Source organism: Nonomuraea mangrovi (assembly GCF_042681425.1).
In the GTDB taxonomy this organism is placed as follows: domain Bacteria; phylum Actinomycetota; class Actinomycetes; order Streptosporangiales; family Streptosporangiaceae; genus Nonomuraea; species Nonomuraea mangrovi.
Window position 1 is genome coordinate 230,575 of record NZ_JBHUFV010000015.1, and the last position, 13,264, is coordinate 243,838.

13 protein-coding genes are annotated in these 13,264 nt (G+C 69.9%); 9 read left to right on the forward strand and 4 right to left on the reverse strand.

Translation table 11 applies throughout. The annotated features are described in order from the left end of the window. Nucleotides 1-275 precede the first annotated feature (275 nt). From ACFSKW_RS08540 to ACFSKW_RS08565, 6 genes are all read left to right on the forward strand, one after another. Nucleotides 276-1,349 carry a BMP family lipoprotein gene (locus ACFSKW_RS08540; protein WP_379570922.1) on the forward strand — a complete coding sequence of 358 codons (1,074 nt, stop codon included), beginning with the start codon at nucleotides 276-278 and terminating at the stop codon, nucleotides 1,347-1,349. A 77-nt stretch (nucleotides 1,350-1,426) separates the two neighbouring features. Further along, nucleotides 1,427-3,019 carry an ABC transporter ATP-binding protein gene (locus tag ACFSKW_RS08545; RefSeq protein ID WP_379570924.1) on the forward strand — a complete coding sequence of 531 codons (1,593 nt, stop codon included), beginning with the start codon at nucleotides 1,427-1,429 and terminating at the stop codon, nucleotides 3,017-3,019. Beyond that, nucleotides 3,016-4,158 (forward strand): ABC transporter permease, encoded by a 1,143-nt coding sequence (locus tag ACFSKW_RS08550; protein ID WP_379570926.1) that lies wholly within the window; start codon nucleotides 3,016-3,018, stop codon nucleotides 4,156-4,158. Before ACFSKW_RS08545 ends, ACFSKW_RS08550 begins: the two co-directional genes overlap by 4 nt. Further along, nucleotides 4,155-5,453: an ABC transporter permease gene (locus tag ACFSKW_RS08555; RefSeq protein WP_379570928.1), complete on the forward strand. Its 1,299-nt coding sequence runs from the start codon at nucleotides 4,155-4,157 to the stop codon at nucleotides 5,451-5,453. Before ACFSKW_RS08550 ends, ACFSKW_RS08555 begins: the two co-directional genes overlap by 4 nt. Beyond that, a complete protein-coding gene (locus ACFSKW_RS08560) occupies nucleotides 5,450-5,845 on the forward strand; it encodes a cytidine deaminase (protein ID WP_379570930.1) in 396 nt (131 codons plus the stop codon). Before ACFSKW_RS08555 ends, ACFSKW_RS08560 begins: the two co-directional genes overlap by 4 nt. Before the next feature lie 2 nt (nucleotides 5,846-5,847). Further along, nucleotides 5,848-7,125, forward strand: a complete 1,278-nt coding sequence (locus ACFSKW_RS08565) for a thymidine phosphorylase (RefSeq protein WP_379570932.1) — start codon at nucleotides 5,848-5,850, stop codon at nucleotides 7,123-7,125. A 149-nt stretch (nucleotides 7,126-7,274) separates the two neighbouring features. Here the strand turns inward: ACFSKW_RS08565 and ACFSKW_RS08570 are convergent, their stop codons facing one another. From ACFSKW_RS08570 to ACFSKW_RS08580, 3 genes are all read right to left on the reverse strand, one after another. Beyond that, nucleotides 7,275-8,105, reverse strand: coding sequence for an MOSC domain-containing protein (locus ACFSKW_RS08570; RefSeq protein ID WP_379570934.1), 831 nt, complete (start codon nucleotides 8,103-8,105; stop codon nucleotides 7,275-7,277). 91 nt (nucleotides 8,106-8,196) lie between these two features. Beyond that, on the reverse strand, nucleotides 8,197-9,015 hold the full coding sequence (locus ACFSKW_RS08575) for an NAD(P)H-binding protein (protein ID WP_379570936.1): 819 nt from the start codon (nucleotides 9,013-9,015) through the stop codon (nucleotides 8,197-8,199). 86 nt (nucleotides 9,016-9,101) lie between these two features. Next, a complete protein-coding gene (locus ACFSKW_RS08580; RefSeq protein ID WP_379570938.1) occupies nucleotides 9,102-9,476 on the reverse strand; it encodes a MarR family transcriptional regulator in 375 nt (124 codons plus the stop codon). An 87-nt stretch (nucleotides 9,477-9,563) separates the two neighbouring features. Between ACFSKW_RS08580 and ACFSKW_RS08585 the strand changes: the two genes are divergently transcribed. After that, on the forward strand, nucleotides 9,564-10,982 hold the full coding sequence (locus ACFSKW_RS08585; RefSeq protein ID WP_379570940.1) for an MFS transporter: 1,419 nt from the start codon (nucleotides 9,564-9,566) through the stop codon (nucleotides 10,980-10,982). Between the two features lie 46 nt (nucleotides 10,983-11,028). On the opposite strand, the gene ACFSKW_RS08590 is transcribed toward ACFSKW_RS08585, so the two are convergent. Beyond that, nucleotides 11,029-11,574: a TetR/AcrR family transcriptional regulator gene (locus ACFSKW_RS08590; RefSeq protein ID WP_379570942.1), complete on the reverse strand. Its 546-nt coding sequence runs from the start codon at nucleotides 11,572-11,574 to the stop codon at nucleotides 11,029-11,031. A gap of 49 nt (nucleotides 11,575-11,623) precedes the next feature. Between ACFSKW_RS08590 and ACFSKW_RS08595 the strand changes: the two genes are divergently transcribed. Beyond that, a complete protein-coding gene (locus tag ACFSKW_RS08595; RefSeq protein WP_379570944.1) occupies nucleotides 11,624-12,220 on the forward strand; it encodes a flavodoxin family protein in 597 nt (198 codons plus the stop codon). 2 nt (nucleotides 12,221-12,222) lie between these two features. Continuing rightward, on the forward strand, nucleotides 12,223-13,248 hold the full coding sequence (locus ACFSKW_RS08600) for an NAD(P)H-dependent flavin oxidoreductase (RefSeq protein ID WP_379570946.1): 1,026 nt from the start codon (nucleotides 12,223-12,225) through the stop codon (nucleotides 13,246-13,248). Nucleotides 13,249-13,264: the final 16 nt, after the last annotated feature.

The window sequence follows — 13,264 nt, forward strand, 5'->3', positions numbered from 1 at the left end:
AACGAAATCTCCGGCTTGACGGCAAGATCTTGACTTACGGCAAAGTTGGGTAAAGACCGCTTGGTGGGTCCGATGCCCGCTCATAAGCTGCAGGTCAGGCGCCCCGAACCCGCTCTCAGGTCACAGACGCGCTTGATGTCGATAACGGAGCGGTTGCGGACCTGTGTGCTGGTTTGGAGTGTCATGGCCGAACAACTATCTTCCGTGCAGGGTTGCCGTGCGTTTCTTCGCGCGTGCGATGAAAGTTGGACGGCGGGGAAATGGAAGGAGTCGCCTTGCTCAGCAAGCGATTCGGCAGGATTGCGGTCGGCACCGTCGCTGGTGCCATGCTCATGGCGGCCGCGGCATGTGGTGGGGGCGGCAGCACCGGCGCGACCAGCTCCGCCGCTCCGAGCGCGGGTGCGGCCAGCGAGCCGGCGAAGGCCAGCGGCCTGAAGGTCGGCCTCGCCTTCGACGTCGGCGGTCGCGGTGACAAGTCCTTCAACGACGCCGCGTACGCGGGCCTCGAGCAGGCCCAGAAGGAGCTCGGCGCGGAGATCAAGGAGCTCAGCCCGGCCGCTGACGGCTCCAACCGCGGTGAGCTGCTGCGCCAGCTGGCCGAGGCGGGCTACAACCCGATCATCGGCGTCGGCTTCGCCTACGGCGAGGACATCAAGAAGGCGGCTCAGGAGTACACGGACATCGAGTTCGCGGTCGTCGACTCCGCCTCCAACGCCCCCAACGTGACGGGTCTGCTGTTCGCCGAGGAGCAGGGCTCCTACCTGGCGGGCGTGGCCGCGGCGCTGAAGAGCAAGGCGAACCACGTCGGCTTCGTGGGCGGCGTCGAGAACGACCTGATCAAGAAGTTCGAGGCGGGCTTCGCCGCCGGTGTCAAGGCCACCAAGCCCGACACCAAGCTCGACGTGAAGTACCTCACCCCTGACGGTGACTTCAGCGGCTTCAAGGCCCCGGACAAGGGCAAGATCGCCGCCGAGAAGATGTACCAGGACGGCGCGGACATCGTCTACCACGCCGCCGGCGACTCGGGCACCGGCGTCTTCCAGGCCGCCGCGGCGGCCAAGAAGCTGGCCATCGGCGTCGACTCCGACCAGCGCCAGACCGTCAAGGACACCGCGCTGCAGCCGGTCATCATGACCTCGATGATCAAGCGCGTCGACGTCGGCGTGTTCCAGTTCATCAAGGCGTTCCAGGGCGGCGCCAAGGGCGGCAAGAACGACACCTACGACCTCAAGGTCGATGGCGTGGGTCTGTCCACCACCGGTGGCGAGATCGACGACATCAAGGAGCAGATCGACGCCGCGAAGAAGAAGATCGTGGACGGCGAAATCACCGTTCCGAGCAAGCCGTAATCTGGATAGGAACCCACGAGGCCAAGGCCCGGGCATGCCCCGGGCCTTCGCTCTATCCCGGCTCTCCAGGAGACCGTATGAGCTCGGACACCCTCGCCCCGGCGAAACCCGCCGTCGAGCTGGAGGGCATCACCAAGCGTTTTCCCGGCGTCGTCGCCAACCATGACATCCGCATCACCATCGAGGCGGGCACCGTCCACGCCATCTGTGGTGAGAACGGCGCTGGCAAGTCGACCCTGATGAAGATCCTTTACGGCATGCAGAAGCCGGACGAGGGCCAGATCAGGGTGAACGGCCAGGACGTCAGCTTCCGTACCCCGAGCGACGCGATCTCGGCCGGCATCGGCATGGTCCACCAGCACTTCATGCTGGCCGACAACCTGACGGTCCTGGAGAACATCGTCCTCGGCGCGGAGCCGAAGAAGGGCGGCCGCCTGGACGTGGCCGGCGCCCGCCATCGCATCAGGCAGCTGGCCGAGGCCCACGGCCTGCGCGTCGACCCCGACCGCCTCGTCGAGGACCTCGGCGTCGGCGACCGCCAGCGCGTGGAGATCCTCAAGGTCCTCTACCGCGGCGCGCGCATCCTCATCCTCGACGAGCCCACCGCGGTCCTCGTGCCGCAGGAGGTCGAGGAACTCTTCGACAATCTGCGTGAACTGAAGGCCGACGGTCTCACCGTCATCTTCATCTCGCACAAGCTCGACGAGGTGCTCAGCATCGCCGACGAGATCACCGTGATCCGTCGCGGCACCACCGTCGCGAGCCTGCCGCGCAGCCAGGTCACCAGTGCCCGCCAGCTCGCCGAGCTGATGGTCGGCAGCGAGCTGCCGACCCCCGAGACCCGCGAGTCCACGGTCACCGACACCGTCGAGCTCGCGATCTCCAACCTGACGATGGAGGCCGACGGCTTCCGCCCGCTGCCCAAGGGGATGTCCGTCCAGGAGTTCACGCGCGGCAGCAGGCTGCTGCTCAACGACGTGTCCTTCGAGATCCGCAGGGGCGAGATCGTCGGCATCGCGGGCGTCGAGGGCAACGGCCAGTCCGAGCTCATCGAGGCGATCATGGGCATGCGCGAGGCGCACGGCCAGATCACGCTGGGTGTCGAGGACATCAGCGAGTGGACCACGCTCAAGCGTCGCGAGGCGGGCATCGGCTACATCCCCGAGGACCGCCACCGCCAGGGTCTGCTGCTGGAGGCCACGCTCTGGGAGAACAGGGTCCTCGGTCACCAGACCAGGAAGCCCGCCCGCAAGGGCATCTGGATCGACAGGAAGGCCTCCAAGGCCGACACCGAGCGCATCGTCAAGGAGTACGACGTGCGCACACCCAGCGTCGACACCCTGGCGCTGGCCCTGTCGGGCGGCAACCAGCAGAAGCTGATCGTCGGCAGGGAGATGAGCGGCGAGCCCTCGTTCCTCATCGCCGCGCACCCGACCAGAGGCGTGGACGTCGGCGCCCAGGCCTCCATCTGGGACCACCTGCGCAACGCCAGGGCCGCGGGGCTGGCCGTGCTGCTCATCTCGGCCGACCTCGACGAGCTGATCGGCCTGTCCGACACCCTGTACGTGATCTACCGGGGCAGGCTGGTGGCCAAGCTCGACCCGGCACACGTGACGCCCGAGCAGCTCGGCGGCTACATGACAGGCGCCATCACCGAGGAAGGGTCATGATGCCCGCAGGGCTCAATCGCGTGCTTCTGACGGTGGGCGGCGCCGTCGTCGCCATCGTCCTGGCCATGATGATCTCCAGCGTGGCCATCCTCGCCGCAGGAGCGGACCCGCTGTCCGCGTTCGGCGCGTTCTTCGACTTCGGCGAGACGCCCAACAGCATGGTCAACGGCATCGCGACCGTGATCAACAGGGCTGTCCCGCTGTTCATCGCCGGTCTCGCGGTGGCCGTGGGCTTCCGGATGAACCTCTTCAACATCGGCGTCGAGGGGCAGTACCGCATCGCGGCCATCTGCGCCGCCTACGTGGGCGCGACCTTCTCGGCGCCCGCGCCGATCCAGATCGCCGTCATCATCGTCGTCGCCGCGGCAGTCGGCGGCCTCTACGCGCTGATCCCCGCCCTGATGAAGGTCGGCAGAGGCGTCAACGAGGTCATCTCGACCATCATGCTCAACTACATCGCGATCAACCTGGCCGCCTTCCTGCTGCGCGGGCCCTTCCAGGGGCCCCGGCCGGAGGGCCAGCTGACCGTGCAGACCGCCGACATCCCGCAGTCGGGCTGGTTCCCGAATTTCAACTTCCTGTTCACGATGTTCGGGCTGCCCGCCCCGCGCGGCGCGGGTCTTTGGGGCTTCCTCGGCGTGGCGGTCGTGCTCGGCATCCTGCTGTGGGTGGTGCTCGAGCGCACCCGCTTCGGCTTCGACGTCAAGGCCAGCGGCCTCAACTCCATCGCCGCGCTCGCCTCCGGCGTCAAGCCCAAGAAGATGATCATCTCGGCGATGGTGCTCTCGGGCGCCATCGCGGGGCTCATCGGGCTGCCGGAGATCCTCGGGCGCACCCACAACTACGGCACCAGCTTCACGGCCGGGCTCGGCTTCCTCGGCATCGCCGTCGCGCTGCTCGGCCGTAACAAGCCGGTCGGCATCGCGATCGCGGCCCTGCTGTTCGGCTTCCTCGACAGGGCGCAGGGGCCGCTGCAGTTCGCGGACGTGCCGCCCTCGGTCATCATGATCATGCAGGGCACGATCGTGCTGCTGGTGGTCATCGCCAACGAGGTCACCAGCCGGATGGCGCTCCGCCAGGAGGAACGGCGGGCCGCACGAGAGCTCGCCACGACTAACCGCGTAGAGGTGGCCGCATGAGCGCCGTCGAGGCACGCAAGGTCAGGAAGTACCACCTCACGCTGATCGGCGTCGCGGTGCTCATCCTGCTGCTCTCCCTGGTGAGGGTGATCACCGGCAAGGTCGACATCACCTCGTCCGGCACCTTCCAGGCGGCGCTGGTGCTGGCCGTACCCATCGGACTGGCCGGTCTGGGCGGACTGTGGGCGGAGCGGGCCGGCGTGGTCAACATCGGCCTCGAAGGCATGATGGTGCTCGGCACCTGGTTCGCCGGATGGGCGGGCTACCAGTGGGGCTGGCCCGCCGCCCTCGTCGCCGGGCTCGTGGCGGGCGCGGTCGGCGGCCTGATTCACGCGATCGCCACCGTCGGCTTCGGCGTCGACCACATCATCAGCGGCGTCGCGATCAACCTGCTCGGTCCCGGCATCACCAGGTTCCTGTCCGAGGTCCTGTACTCCGAGGGCACCGCCGCCGCCGAGGCGGGAGCCGGCATCACCACCTCACCCGCGCTGTCCTCCAGCCCGCCCGAGGTGAGCCTGCCGCTGTTCTCCTCGGGGCCCGACCTGCTCGGCACGCTGGAGAACACGCACTGGTTCCTCATCTCCGACATCGCCGGCATCCTGCGCGGGCTCACCCACGACGTGGGCCTCCTGGTCATCGTGGCCGTCGCGCTGATCCCGCTGACCTACTTCGTGCTCTGGCACACGGCGTTCGGCCTCCGGCTGCGCTCGGCGGGTGAGAACCCGTGGGCGGCCGAGTCGCTCGGCGTGAACGTCTACCTCACCAAGTACATCGCCACCGTCACCTCGGGCGCGCTGGCCGGACTCGGCGGCGTGTTCCTGGTCTTCTTCACCACCAAGTACGTCGAGGGCCAGACAGGAGGCCGCGGCTTCATCGGCCTCGCCGCCATGATCTTCGGCAACTGGCGACCCGGCGGGCTCGCGGCGGGCGCGTCGCTGTTCGGCTACGCCGACGGCCTGCAACTGCGCAGCTCGGCCGCCGTGACCGGCTTCTTCCTGTTCGGCGCGATCCTGCTGCTCATCTACGTGGGCAACAGGATCAGGCAGCTGCTGTCGTCGCGGCGTGAGACGCCCGCCGCGGCTGTCGCGGGCGCCAAGGAGTACACCGTCATGGCGTTCGCCGCGGGCGGCGTGGTCGTGCTGATGTGGCTGTGGATGACCGTGGACCGCCTGCCGAACGAGTTCGTCTACATCACCCCGCACGTCCTGACGCTGCTTGTGCTCCTGGTCGCCTCCCAGCACCTGCGGATGCCCAAGGCCGACGGCGTGCGCTACCGCCGCGGGGAGCAGCATTGAGCATCGACTGGGACGCGCTGAGGGACGAGGCCACGCAGGCGATGCAGAACGCCTACGCGCCCTACTCCAAGTTCCCCGTGGGCGCCGCGGCCCTGGTGGACGACGGTCGCGTCGTCACCGGTTGCAACGTGGAGAACGCCTCCTACGGCCTCGGCCTGTGCGCCGAGTGCGGCCTCGTCTCGGCGCTGCACGCGAGCGGCGGCGGCCGGCTGGTCGCCTTCACCTGCGTGGACGGCCACGGCGAGCTGCTCATGCCGTGCGGGCGCTGCCGCCAGCTCCTCTTCGAGTTCGGCGGCGAGGAGTTGCTGGTCGAGACGCCGGACGGCGCCAAGCGGATGGCCGACATCCTGCCGCATGCCTTCGGGCCCGACGACCTGTCCAGGGGGGCGTGATCATGGATGTCATCGACGTCATCGTCACCAAGCGCGGCCGCGGCGCGCTCACGACCGCGCAGATCGACTGGGTGATCGACGCCTACACCCGCGGTGACGTCGCCGACGAGCAGATGTCCGCCCTGGCCATGGCGATCCTGCTCAACGGCATGGACCGGCGCGAGATCGCCGACTGGACCCAGGCGATGATCCGCACCGGCGAACGCATGGACTGGTCGATGCTCGACCGGCCGACCGCGGACAAGCACTCCACCGGAGGCGTCGGCGACAAGATCACCCTGCCGCTCGCGCCGCTCGTGGCGGCGTGCGGCGCCTACGTCCCGCAGCTGTCGGGCCGCGGCCTCGGCCACACCGGCGGCACCCTGGACAAGCTGGAGTCCATTCCGGGCTGGCGGGCGTCGCTGTCCAACGAGGAGATGCTCTCCGTGCTGCGCGAGGCGGGAGCGGTCGTCTGCGCGGCGGGCTCCGGCCTCGCCCCCGCCGACAAGAAGCTGTACGCCCTGCGCGACGTGACGGGGACCGTCGAGTCGATCCCGCTGATCGCCTCGTCGATCATGTCGAAGAAGATCGCCGAGGGGACCGGGTCGCTGGTCCTCGACGTCAAGGTCGGCTCGGGCGCGTTCATGAAGGACGTCGACTCGGCCCGCGAGCTCGCCGCCACCATGGTGTCCCTCGGCGCCGACGCCGGCGTCCGCACGGTCGCGCTGCTCACCGCGATGGACCGGCCGCTGGGGCTGGCCGTGGGCAACGCGCTGGAGGTGGCCGAGTCGGTCGAGGTCCTCGCGGGAGGCGGCCCCTCGGACGTGGTGGAGCTGACCGTACGGCTGGCCACGGAGATGCTGGAGGCGGCCGGCGTGTCGGGCAAGGACCCTGTGCAGGCGTTGAAGGACGGCTCGGCGATGGACGCGTGGCGCCGCATGATCACCGCGCAGGGCGGGGACCCCGACGGGGTGCTGCCCAGGGCGGCGGAGACGATGACCGTGTCGTGTCCCGCCTCCGGCGTGCTGACGCGCCTGGACGCCTACGGGGTCGGGCTGGCCGCCTGGCGTCTGGGGGCGGGCAGGGCGCGCAAGGAGGACCCCGTGTCGTTCGGGGCGGGCATCACCCTGCACGCCAAGCCGGGGGACCTGGTGAGGCAGGGGCAGCCGCTGCTGACCCTGCACACCGACGAGACGGCGCGGTTCTCCCGGGCGCTGGAGGCGCTGGAGGGCGCCTACGAGGTGGGACCCACCTCGAACCAGGACCTGCTCCCGCTGGTGATCGACCGCATCACCGCCTGACCCGCCCGCGGCGGGACGCCCCGCAGGGGCGCGGTCCCTCCGCGCGCGTGGTCGCCCCCCGCGGATGGTCAGGCCTGACGCGTGGTCGCCCCCCCGCGGATGGTCACGCCTGACGCGTGGTCCCGCCTCCGGCGCGCGGGTCCGCAGGGTCAGAGCAGCCGCATCTGGTCGCCGACGTGGACCCGGCCGGGCCGTACGACCTCGGCGTACGCGCCCACGCACGGCCTGGGTCCCATTCCCGGCAGCGGCTCGACCCTGTTGTGCGCGGCGGGCACCTTGAGGGCCGAGGTGTCCCGCGGCAGCGTCCCGTGTTCGAGCGTGGGGATCGCGCACCGCGGCGTCGGCAGGGTCACCCGCAGCACGACCTCGTCGCCGAGGGCCACCTCGCGGCCGAGCCAGCCGTTCTCCACGTACCCTTCGCCTGCCGTACGGATGACGAGGTTGGGCCGGTAGCGGATGGCGTCGGCGGGTGCGCCCGAAGGGCCCGCGGCGCCGACGGCGTCGAGCGTGGAGGTGGCGAGCAGGTGGACGGGCGCGTAGTCGAAGAACGTGCCGGGCGCTCCGCCACCCAGCCTGCCCTGCTCGATGCCCACCTCGGCGGTGACGCCCGACGCCAGCACCTCCTCGGGGACGGCCCGGTCGAGGGTGGCGCCCTCGGGCGGGGTGCCGGTGAGCGTCACCCGCCGCCCGACGGCGAGCGACAGCACCTCGTCGATGTCGGGGTCGTCGGTGTGCACGGTCTTGCCGTTGGGCAGCGTGATGCGCGCGCGGCCGCCGTCCGTGGCGGCCGAGAGGGTGAGCAGGGAACGCCACAGGCGGGGGTTCTTGGGGCTGGCGACCTTGCCCGTCTCGCTGTCGAGCAGGGCCAGGCGCCGGTCCCCCTCGAGGCCGCGCGTGCTCAGGTCCGCATGGGCGACGTCCTCGCCCAGCAGGCCTTTGACGGGGTGTCGCCGCATCCGTTCGACTGTGCCGAGTTCCATGATCACACATCCTCTCGTTCGTCATGACCATAATGGAGCTACGGACATGACTGAAGGGCGAGCCCCAGGGGACTCGCCCTTCTCGTCGGCGTCAGCGGAAGCTGTCGGCGTTCTCCGCGGCCCACTGCGCGAACGTGCGCGGGGCGCGGCCCGTGACGTCGAACACCACGGAGTTGACGATGTTGGCCTCCACGGGCACGTTGCCGAAGACGTCGAGCAGGAAGTCGATCATCTCCTGCGGCGTGCCCTCCGCGGCCATCCGCTCCTTGGCCTGCTCGGGCGTGAGCTCGACGAACGGGATCTCCCTGCCGAGCGCCTCCCCGATGAGGCGGACCTTGTCGCGCGTGGTCAGCCGCTCGGGTCCGGTGAGGCCGTAGATCTTGCCGCCGTGCCCGTCCTCCACCAGCGCGGTGGCCGCGACGGCCGCGATGTCGGCCTCGTGCACCAGGGCCGTGGTCGCGTCGCCGAACGGCTCGTGCACCGCGCCCTCGGTGCGTACGGCGTCGGCCCACTTCAGCGAGTTGGACATGAACTCCGTGGGGCGGATGTACGTCCACGGCAGGCCGCCTGCCCTGAGCGCGGGCTCGAGCGTGCTCTCGTCCCAGCCGCCGAGGACGGTCACCCTGCGCACACCCGCCTTGCGGGCCAGGTCGACGATCTCCTGACCGTTCGGCAGCGGCGCGTAGTCGTCCCCGCCGAAGTTGATCAGGTGGACCGCCGTCACGCCGTCGAACGCCGCCTGCAGGGTGTCGGTGACGCTCAGATCGCCCGCCACGACCTCCACGCCCTCGGGGAAGGAGGCCCTGCCCGGGTCGCGGGTCAGGGCGCGCACGGAGTGGCCCGCCTCGGCGAGCTGGCTGACGATGTGGCGGCCGACGGTGCCGGTGGCTCCGGTCACGAGGATGGTCATCGTGTGCTCCCTCAATGCTGGACTGCGGTGTCAGGAGCAACATTAGGAACCATTGCGGAAGGATTGATTCCGCAATGGTTCGCGAATCAGGCCGGGGCGAAGACGTCGGTCAGGACCGCCCGGTGGGTGGGCAGCGCGGCCGCGTGCCGGGCGCGCCCCTCGTCGGTGATGCAGACGTACACCCCTCGCCGGTCCATGTCGCAGGTGCCGCGGCTGACGAGCCCGGCCTTCTCCAGGCGGGCGACGACCCGTGAGAGGGCGCTCTGGCTCAGGTGCACCTCGTCGGCGAGCTCCTGCACGCGGAACTTCCTGCAGTCGTTGGAGACGATGCGATCGAGCACCTCGAACTCGCTGGCGCCCAGATCGTGCTTCTCGCCGAGCGCGCGCTCCAGCGCGCACAGGGTTTTCGCGTGTTTGGCCAGCACGTCGTGCCAGGCCCTGACCACGGCCTCCTCGTCCATGACGCGGAGAATACCATCAGGTAAACATCCATGCAACCGCATTAAATTCGGTTGCATTAAATGCAGATGCATGTAGTCTCTGTCTCCATGTCCTCCACTTCTGCTCGTACTGCTGGATGGGGCGCGCTCGCCGTGCTCTGCGCTGTGATCTTCCTTGACGCACTTGACGTGTCGATGGTCGGCGTCGCGCTGCCGGCCATCCAAGCCGATCTCGGGCTCTCTCCTTCTTCTCTGCAGTGGGTGGTCAGCGGCTACGTGCTGGGATACGGCGGTCTTCTTCTGCTCGGGGGCAGGACCGCCGACCTGCTCGGGCGGCGCAGGGTGTTCCTGGCCGCTCTGGGCGTCTTCGCGGTGGCCTCCTTGCTCGGTGGCATCGTCGACGACGGAACGCTGTTGATCGCCGCCCGCTTCATCAAGGGCATGAGCGCGGCGTTCACCGCCCCGGCCGCGTTGTCGATCATCACGACCACCTTTCCCGAGGGGCCGGAGCGCAACAGGGCGCTGAGCGTCTTCACCGCCTCCGGGGCCAGCGGCTTCTCGCTCGGCCTCGTGCTGTCCGGTCTGCTCACCGAGCTCGACTGGCGTGCGACCTTCCTCATGCCGGTGCCGGTCGCGGTCATCGCGCTGGTCGCCGCGGTCAAGGTGCTGCCCAAGGGGAACGAGGACCGGGCCGAGGGCGGCTACGACCTGATCGGCGCGTTCCTGATCACCGCGTCGATGCTGCTGCTGGTGTTCACGGTCGTCCAGGCGCCCGAGGCGGGCTGGCTGTCGGTGCGCACGCTGGGCTCGCTCGTCGTGTCGTTCGCCCTGCTGGGCCTGTTCGTCTTCGCCGAGCTGAGGGTCAAGCACCCGCTGGTACGGCTCGGCCTGCTCCGCTCGGCCCCGATCGTCAGGGCCAACCTGGGCCTGGTCATCCTGTTCGGCTCCTACGTGGGCTTCCAGTTCGTGGCCATGCAGTACTTCCAGAACCTGCTGCACTGGTCGGCCATGCAGACCGCACTCGCGTTCCTGCCCGCCGGCGTGCTCGTCGCGGTGACCTCCACCAAGATGGGCGACTTCGCCGACAGGTTCGGCACGGCCAAGCTCATCGTCATCGGTTCCGCCGCGCTGGCCGGCGGATACGCCATCTTCCTCGGGATCGACGAGAGCCCGAGCCTGGGCGGCCTGGTGATCCCCGGCATGGTGCTGCTGGGCATCGCGTTCGCGCTGTCCTTCCCCTCGCTCAACATCCAGGCCACCAACGGCGTGGACGACGACGAGCAGGGCCTCGCCTCCGGCCTGCTGAACACCTCGGGCCAGGTCGGCGGCGCGATCGTGCTGGCCGTGGTCACCGCGGTGCTGACCTCGGGCTCGCAGTCCGGCATCACCATCGACTCGCTCAAGACCTCGATCACCGTGCCGCTGATCCTGGCGGTGGTCGGCCTGCTGATCTCGGCCACGGGGCTGAGCTTCCGCAAGGCTCCCGCGGTCGAGGCCGAAGAGGCCAAGGTCTACGAGACCGTCTGATCTTCACCACCGGAACGGCCCCCCTCGCGCAAGGGGGGCCGTTCCGTCATGTCATGAGGAGTCGTGCCTGCCGCCACAGGTCGTCCAGGACCGCGGGGTCGTTGGAGATCTTGGCGAACAGCACCATGCCCTCCAGTTGGGCCACCAGCGCCCTGGCCGTGGAACGCTCGGCGCCGGGCCTGAGGGCGCCGTGGACCAGGTCGACCTGCTCGTCGAAGATCTGTTCCAGCCTGGTCCTGACCACCTCGTCCTGGTTGCTCAGCTCCAGCGCCAGGTTCGCCAGCAGGCAGCCGTTGACGGCGCCGCCGCTGTCCTTGGAGAGCCGCTGGGCCTCGGCCTGGTCGCGGAAGAGCCGTTCGAGCCCCTCTCCGTCGAGAGTGCTCACCCAGTCGGCCCGCTGCCTGCGCCAGTGCCCGTCGATGACCTCGAGCGTGAGCGCCTGCTTCGACTCGAAGAAGTGGTAGAAGCTGCCCTTCCTGACGTCGGCCTTCGCGCAGATCTCCGCGACGCCGATGCTGCCGTAGCCCCGGCTGTGGATCAGCTCGCAGGCCGCGTCGAGAAGGCGCTCGCGGGCGTTGCTCTGTCGTCCCATGGGGACAGCATACTTGAAAAATAGTTGACCGGTCGTCTACTCTGCTCGCATGATCAAGGTTGCTATCGCGTATCACAGCGGCTCGGGCCACACGGCCCGTCAGGCCCGCGCCGTGGCGGCGGGCGTCGAGTCCGTGCCGGGCGCCACGGCCGACCTCAGGGAGGTGGCCACCATGGACGACGGCCTGTGGCGCGCGCTCGCCGAGGCCGACGCCATCGTCTTCGGCTCGCCCACCTACATGGGAAGCCAGTCGGCCGCCTTCCAGGCCTTCGCCGAGGCGAGCTCCAAGGTGTGGGCCGAGATGGGCTGGCGGGACAAGGTCGGCGCGGCCTTCACCAACTCCGCCGGCGTCAACGGCGACAAGCTCCACACCCTGACCTCGATGGCCCTGCTGGCCGCCCAGCACGGCATGCACTGGGTGACGCTGGGCCTGCCGCCGGGCTGGCTCTACAGCTCGGGCGGCTCGCACGACGACCTCAACCGCCTCGGCGCGTTCATCGGCGCCATGGCGCAGTCGCCGTCCGACCTGGGGCCGGAAGCCGCCCCTTCGGAGTCCGACCTGCGCACGGCCGAGCACCTCGGCCGCAGGGTGGCGACCACGGCCGTCCAGCTCGCCCACGGCCGGCGCGCCCTGGCGGTGGCCTGAGCATGGGACGGCTGGAAGACCTGCTCGGCCTCGAGCACCCCATCGTCCAGGGTCCCTTCGGCGGAGGGCTGTCGTCGGTGGCGCTGGCCGCCGCCGTCTCCGACGCGGGCGGCCTCGGCTCCTACGGCGCGCACATCCTGCCTCCGGACCGGATCACCGCCCTGGTCGCCGAACTGAAGACGGCGACACGCCGGTCCTTCGCCGTCAACCTCTGGGTCCCGCACCCCGAGGAGGAGGGCGCGGCCGCGACCGAGGCCGACGTGGAGCGGCTGCGGCCCTTCTACGACGCGCTCGGCCTGAACCCTCCCTCCCTGTCGCCGCCTCTCGACTTCGCCGACCAGGCCGCCGCCCTGCTCGCCGCCGATCCTCCCGCGATCAGCTTCGTGATGGGCGTCCCGCCCGCCGACGTGCTCGCGGAGGCCAGACGGAGGGGCATCGTGACGATCGGCACCGCCACGACCGTCGACGAGGCGATCGCGCTGGACGAGGCGGGGCTCGACGCGATCGTCGCCTCCGGCAGCGACGCGGGCGGGCACAGGGGCGCGTTCCTGCGGCCGGTGCGCGAGTCGCTGGTGGGCACCTTCTCCCTCGTCCCGCAGGTCGCCGACAGGGTGTCCGCGCCGGTCATCGCCGCGGGCGGCATCGCCGACAGGCGCGGCGTCGTGGCGGCGCTGGCGCTCGGGGCCGACGCCGTCCAGGTCGGCACCGGCTTCCTGGTCACGGAGGAGTCGGCGGTGGGGGAGGCGCACCTGCGGGCGCTGCTCGGAGAGGAGGCCAGGGTGACGGTCCTGACCAGGCTCTTCTCCGGCCGTACCGCGCGGGCCATCCCCAACAGGTTCCTCAGGGAGATGGCCGGGTTCGAGGACGCCGTGCCGCCCTACCCCGTGCAGAACCAGCTCATGCTGCCGATCCGCAGGACGGGCGACCCCGGCCACGTCAACCTGTGGTCGGGGCAGGCCGCGCCGCTCGTCAGGCGGCGGAAGGCGGCGGAATACCTGGCCGGTCTGGCCGGGCATACGGGGGACTGACCCAGGGAACCTAGGG

What these genes read in the sequence shown, in the direction of transcription:
- ACFSKW_RS08545 (WP_379570924.1), top strand. Translation starts at nt 1,427, where the DNA reads ATGAGCTCGGACACCCTCGCCCCGGCGAAACCCGCCGTCGAGCTGGAG.
- ACFSKW_RS08550 (WP_379570926.1), top strand. Translation starts at nt 3,016, where the DNA reads ATGATGCCCGCAGGGCTCAATCGCGTGCTTCTGACGGTGGGCGGCGCC.
- ACFSKW_RS08555 (WP_379570928.1), top strand. Translation starts at nt 4,155, where the DNA reads ATGAGCGCCGTCGAGGCACGCAAGGTCAGGAAGTACCACCTCACGCTG.
- ACFSKW_RS08565 (WP_379570932.1), top strand. Translation starts at nt 5,848, where the DNA reads ATGGATGTCATCGACGTCATCGTCACCAAGCGCGGCCGCGGCGCGCTC.
- ACFSKW_RS08570 (WP_379570934.1), bottom strand. Translation starts at nt 8,105, where the DNA reads ATGGAACTCGGCACAGTCGAACGGATGCGGCGACACCCCGTCAAAGGC.
- ACFSKW_RS08575 (WP_379570936.1), bottom strand. Translation starts at nt 9,015, where the DNA reads ATGACCATCCTCGTGACCGGAGCCACCGGCACCGTCGGCCGCCACATC.
- ACFSKW_RS08580 (WP_379570938.1), bottom strand. Translation starts at nt 9,476, where the DNA reads ATGGACGAGGAGGCCGTGGTCAGGGCCTGGCACGACGTGCTGGCCAAA.
- ACFSKW_RS08585 (WP_379570940.1), top strand. Translation starts at nt 9,564, where the DNA reads ATGTCCTCCACTTCTGCTCGTACTGCTGGATGGGGCGCGCTCGCCGTG.
- ACFSKW_RS08590 (WP_379570942.1), bottom strand. Translation starts at nt 11,574, where the DNA reads ATGGGACGACAGAGCAACGCCCGCGAGCGCCTTCTCGACGCGGCCTGC.
- ACFSKW_RS08595 (WP_379570944.1), top strand. Translation starts at nt 11,624, where the DNA reads ATGATCAAGGTTGCTATCGCGTATCACAGCGGCTCGGGCCACACGGCC.
- ACFSKW_RS08600 (WP_379570946.1), top strand. Translation starts at nt 12,223, where the DNA reads ATGGGACGGCTGGAAGACCTGCTCGGCCTCGAGCACCCCATCGTCCAG.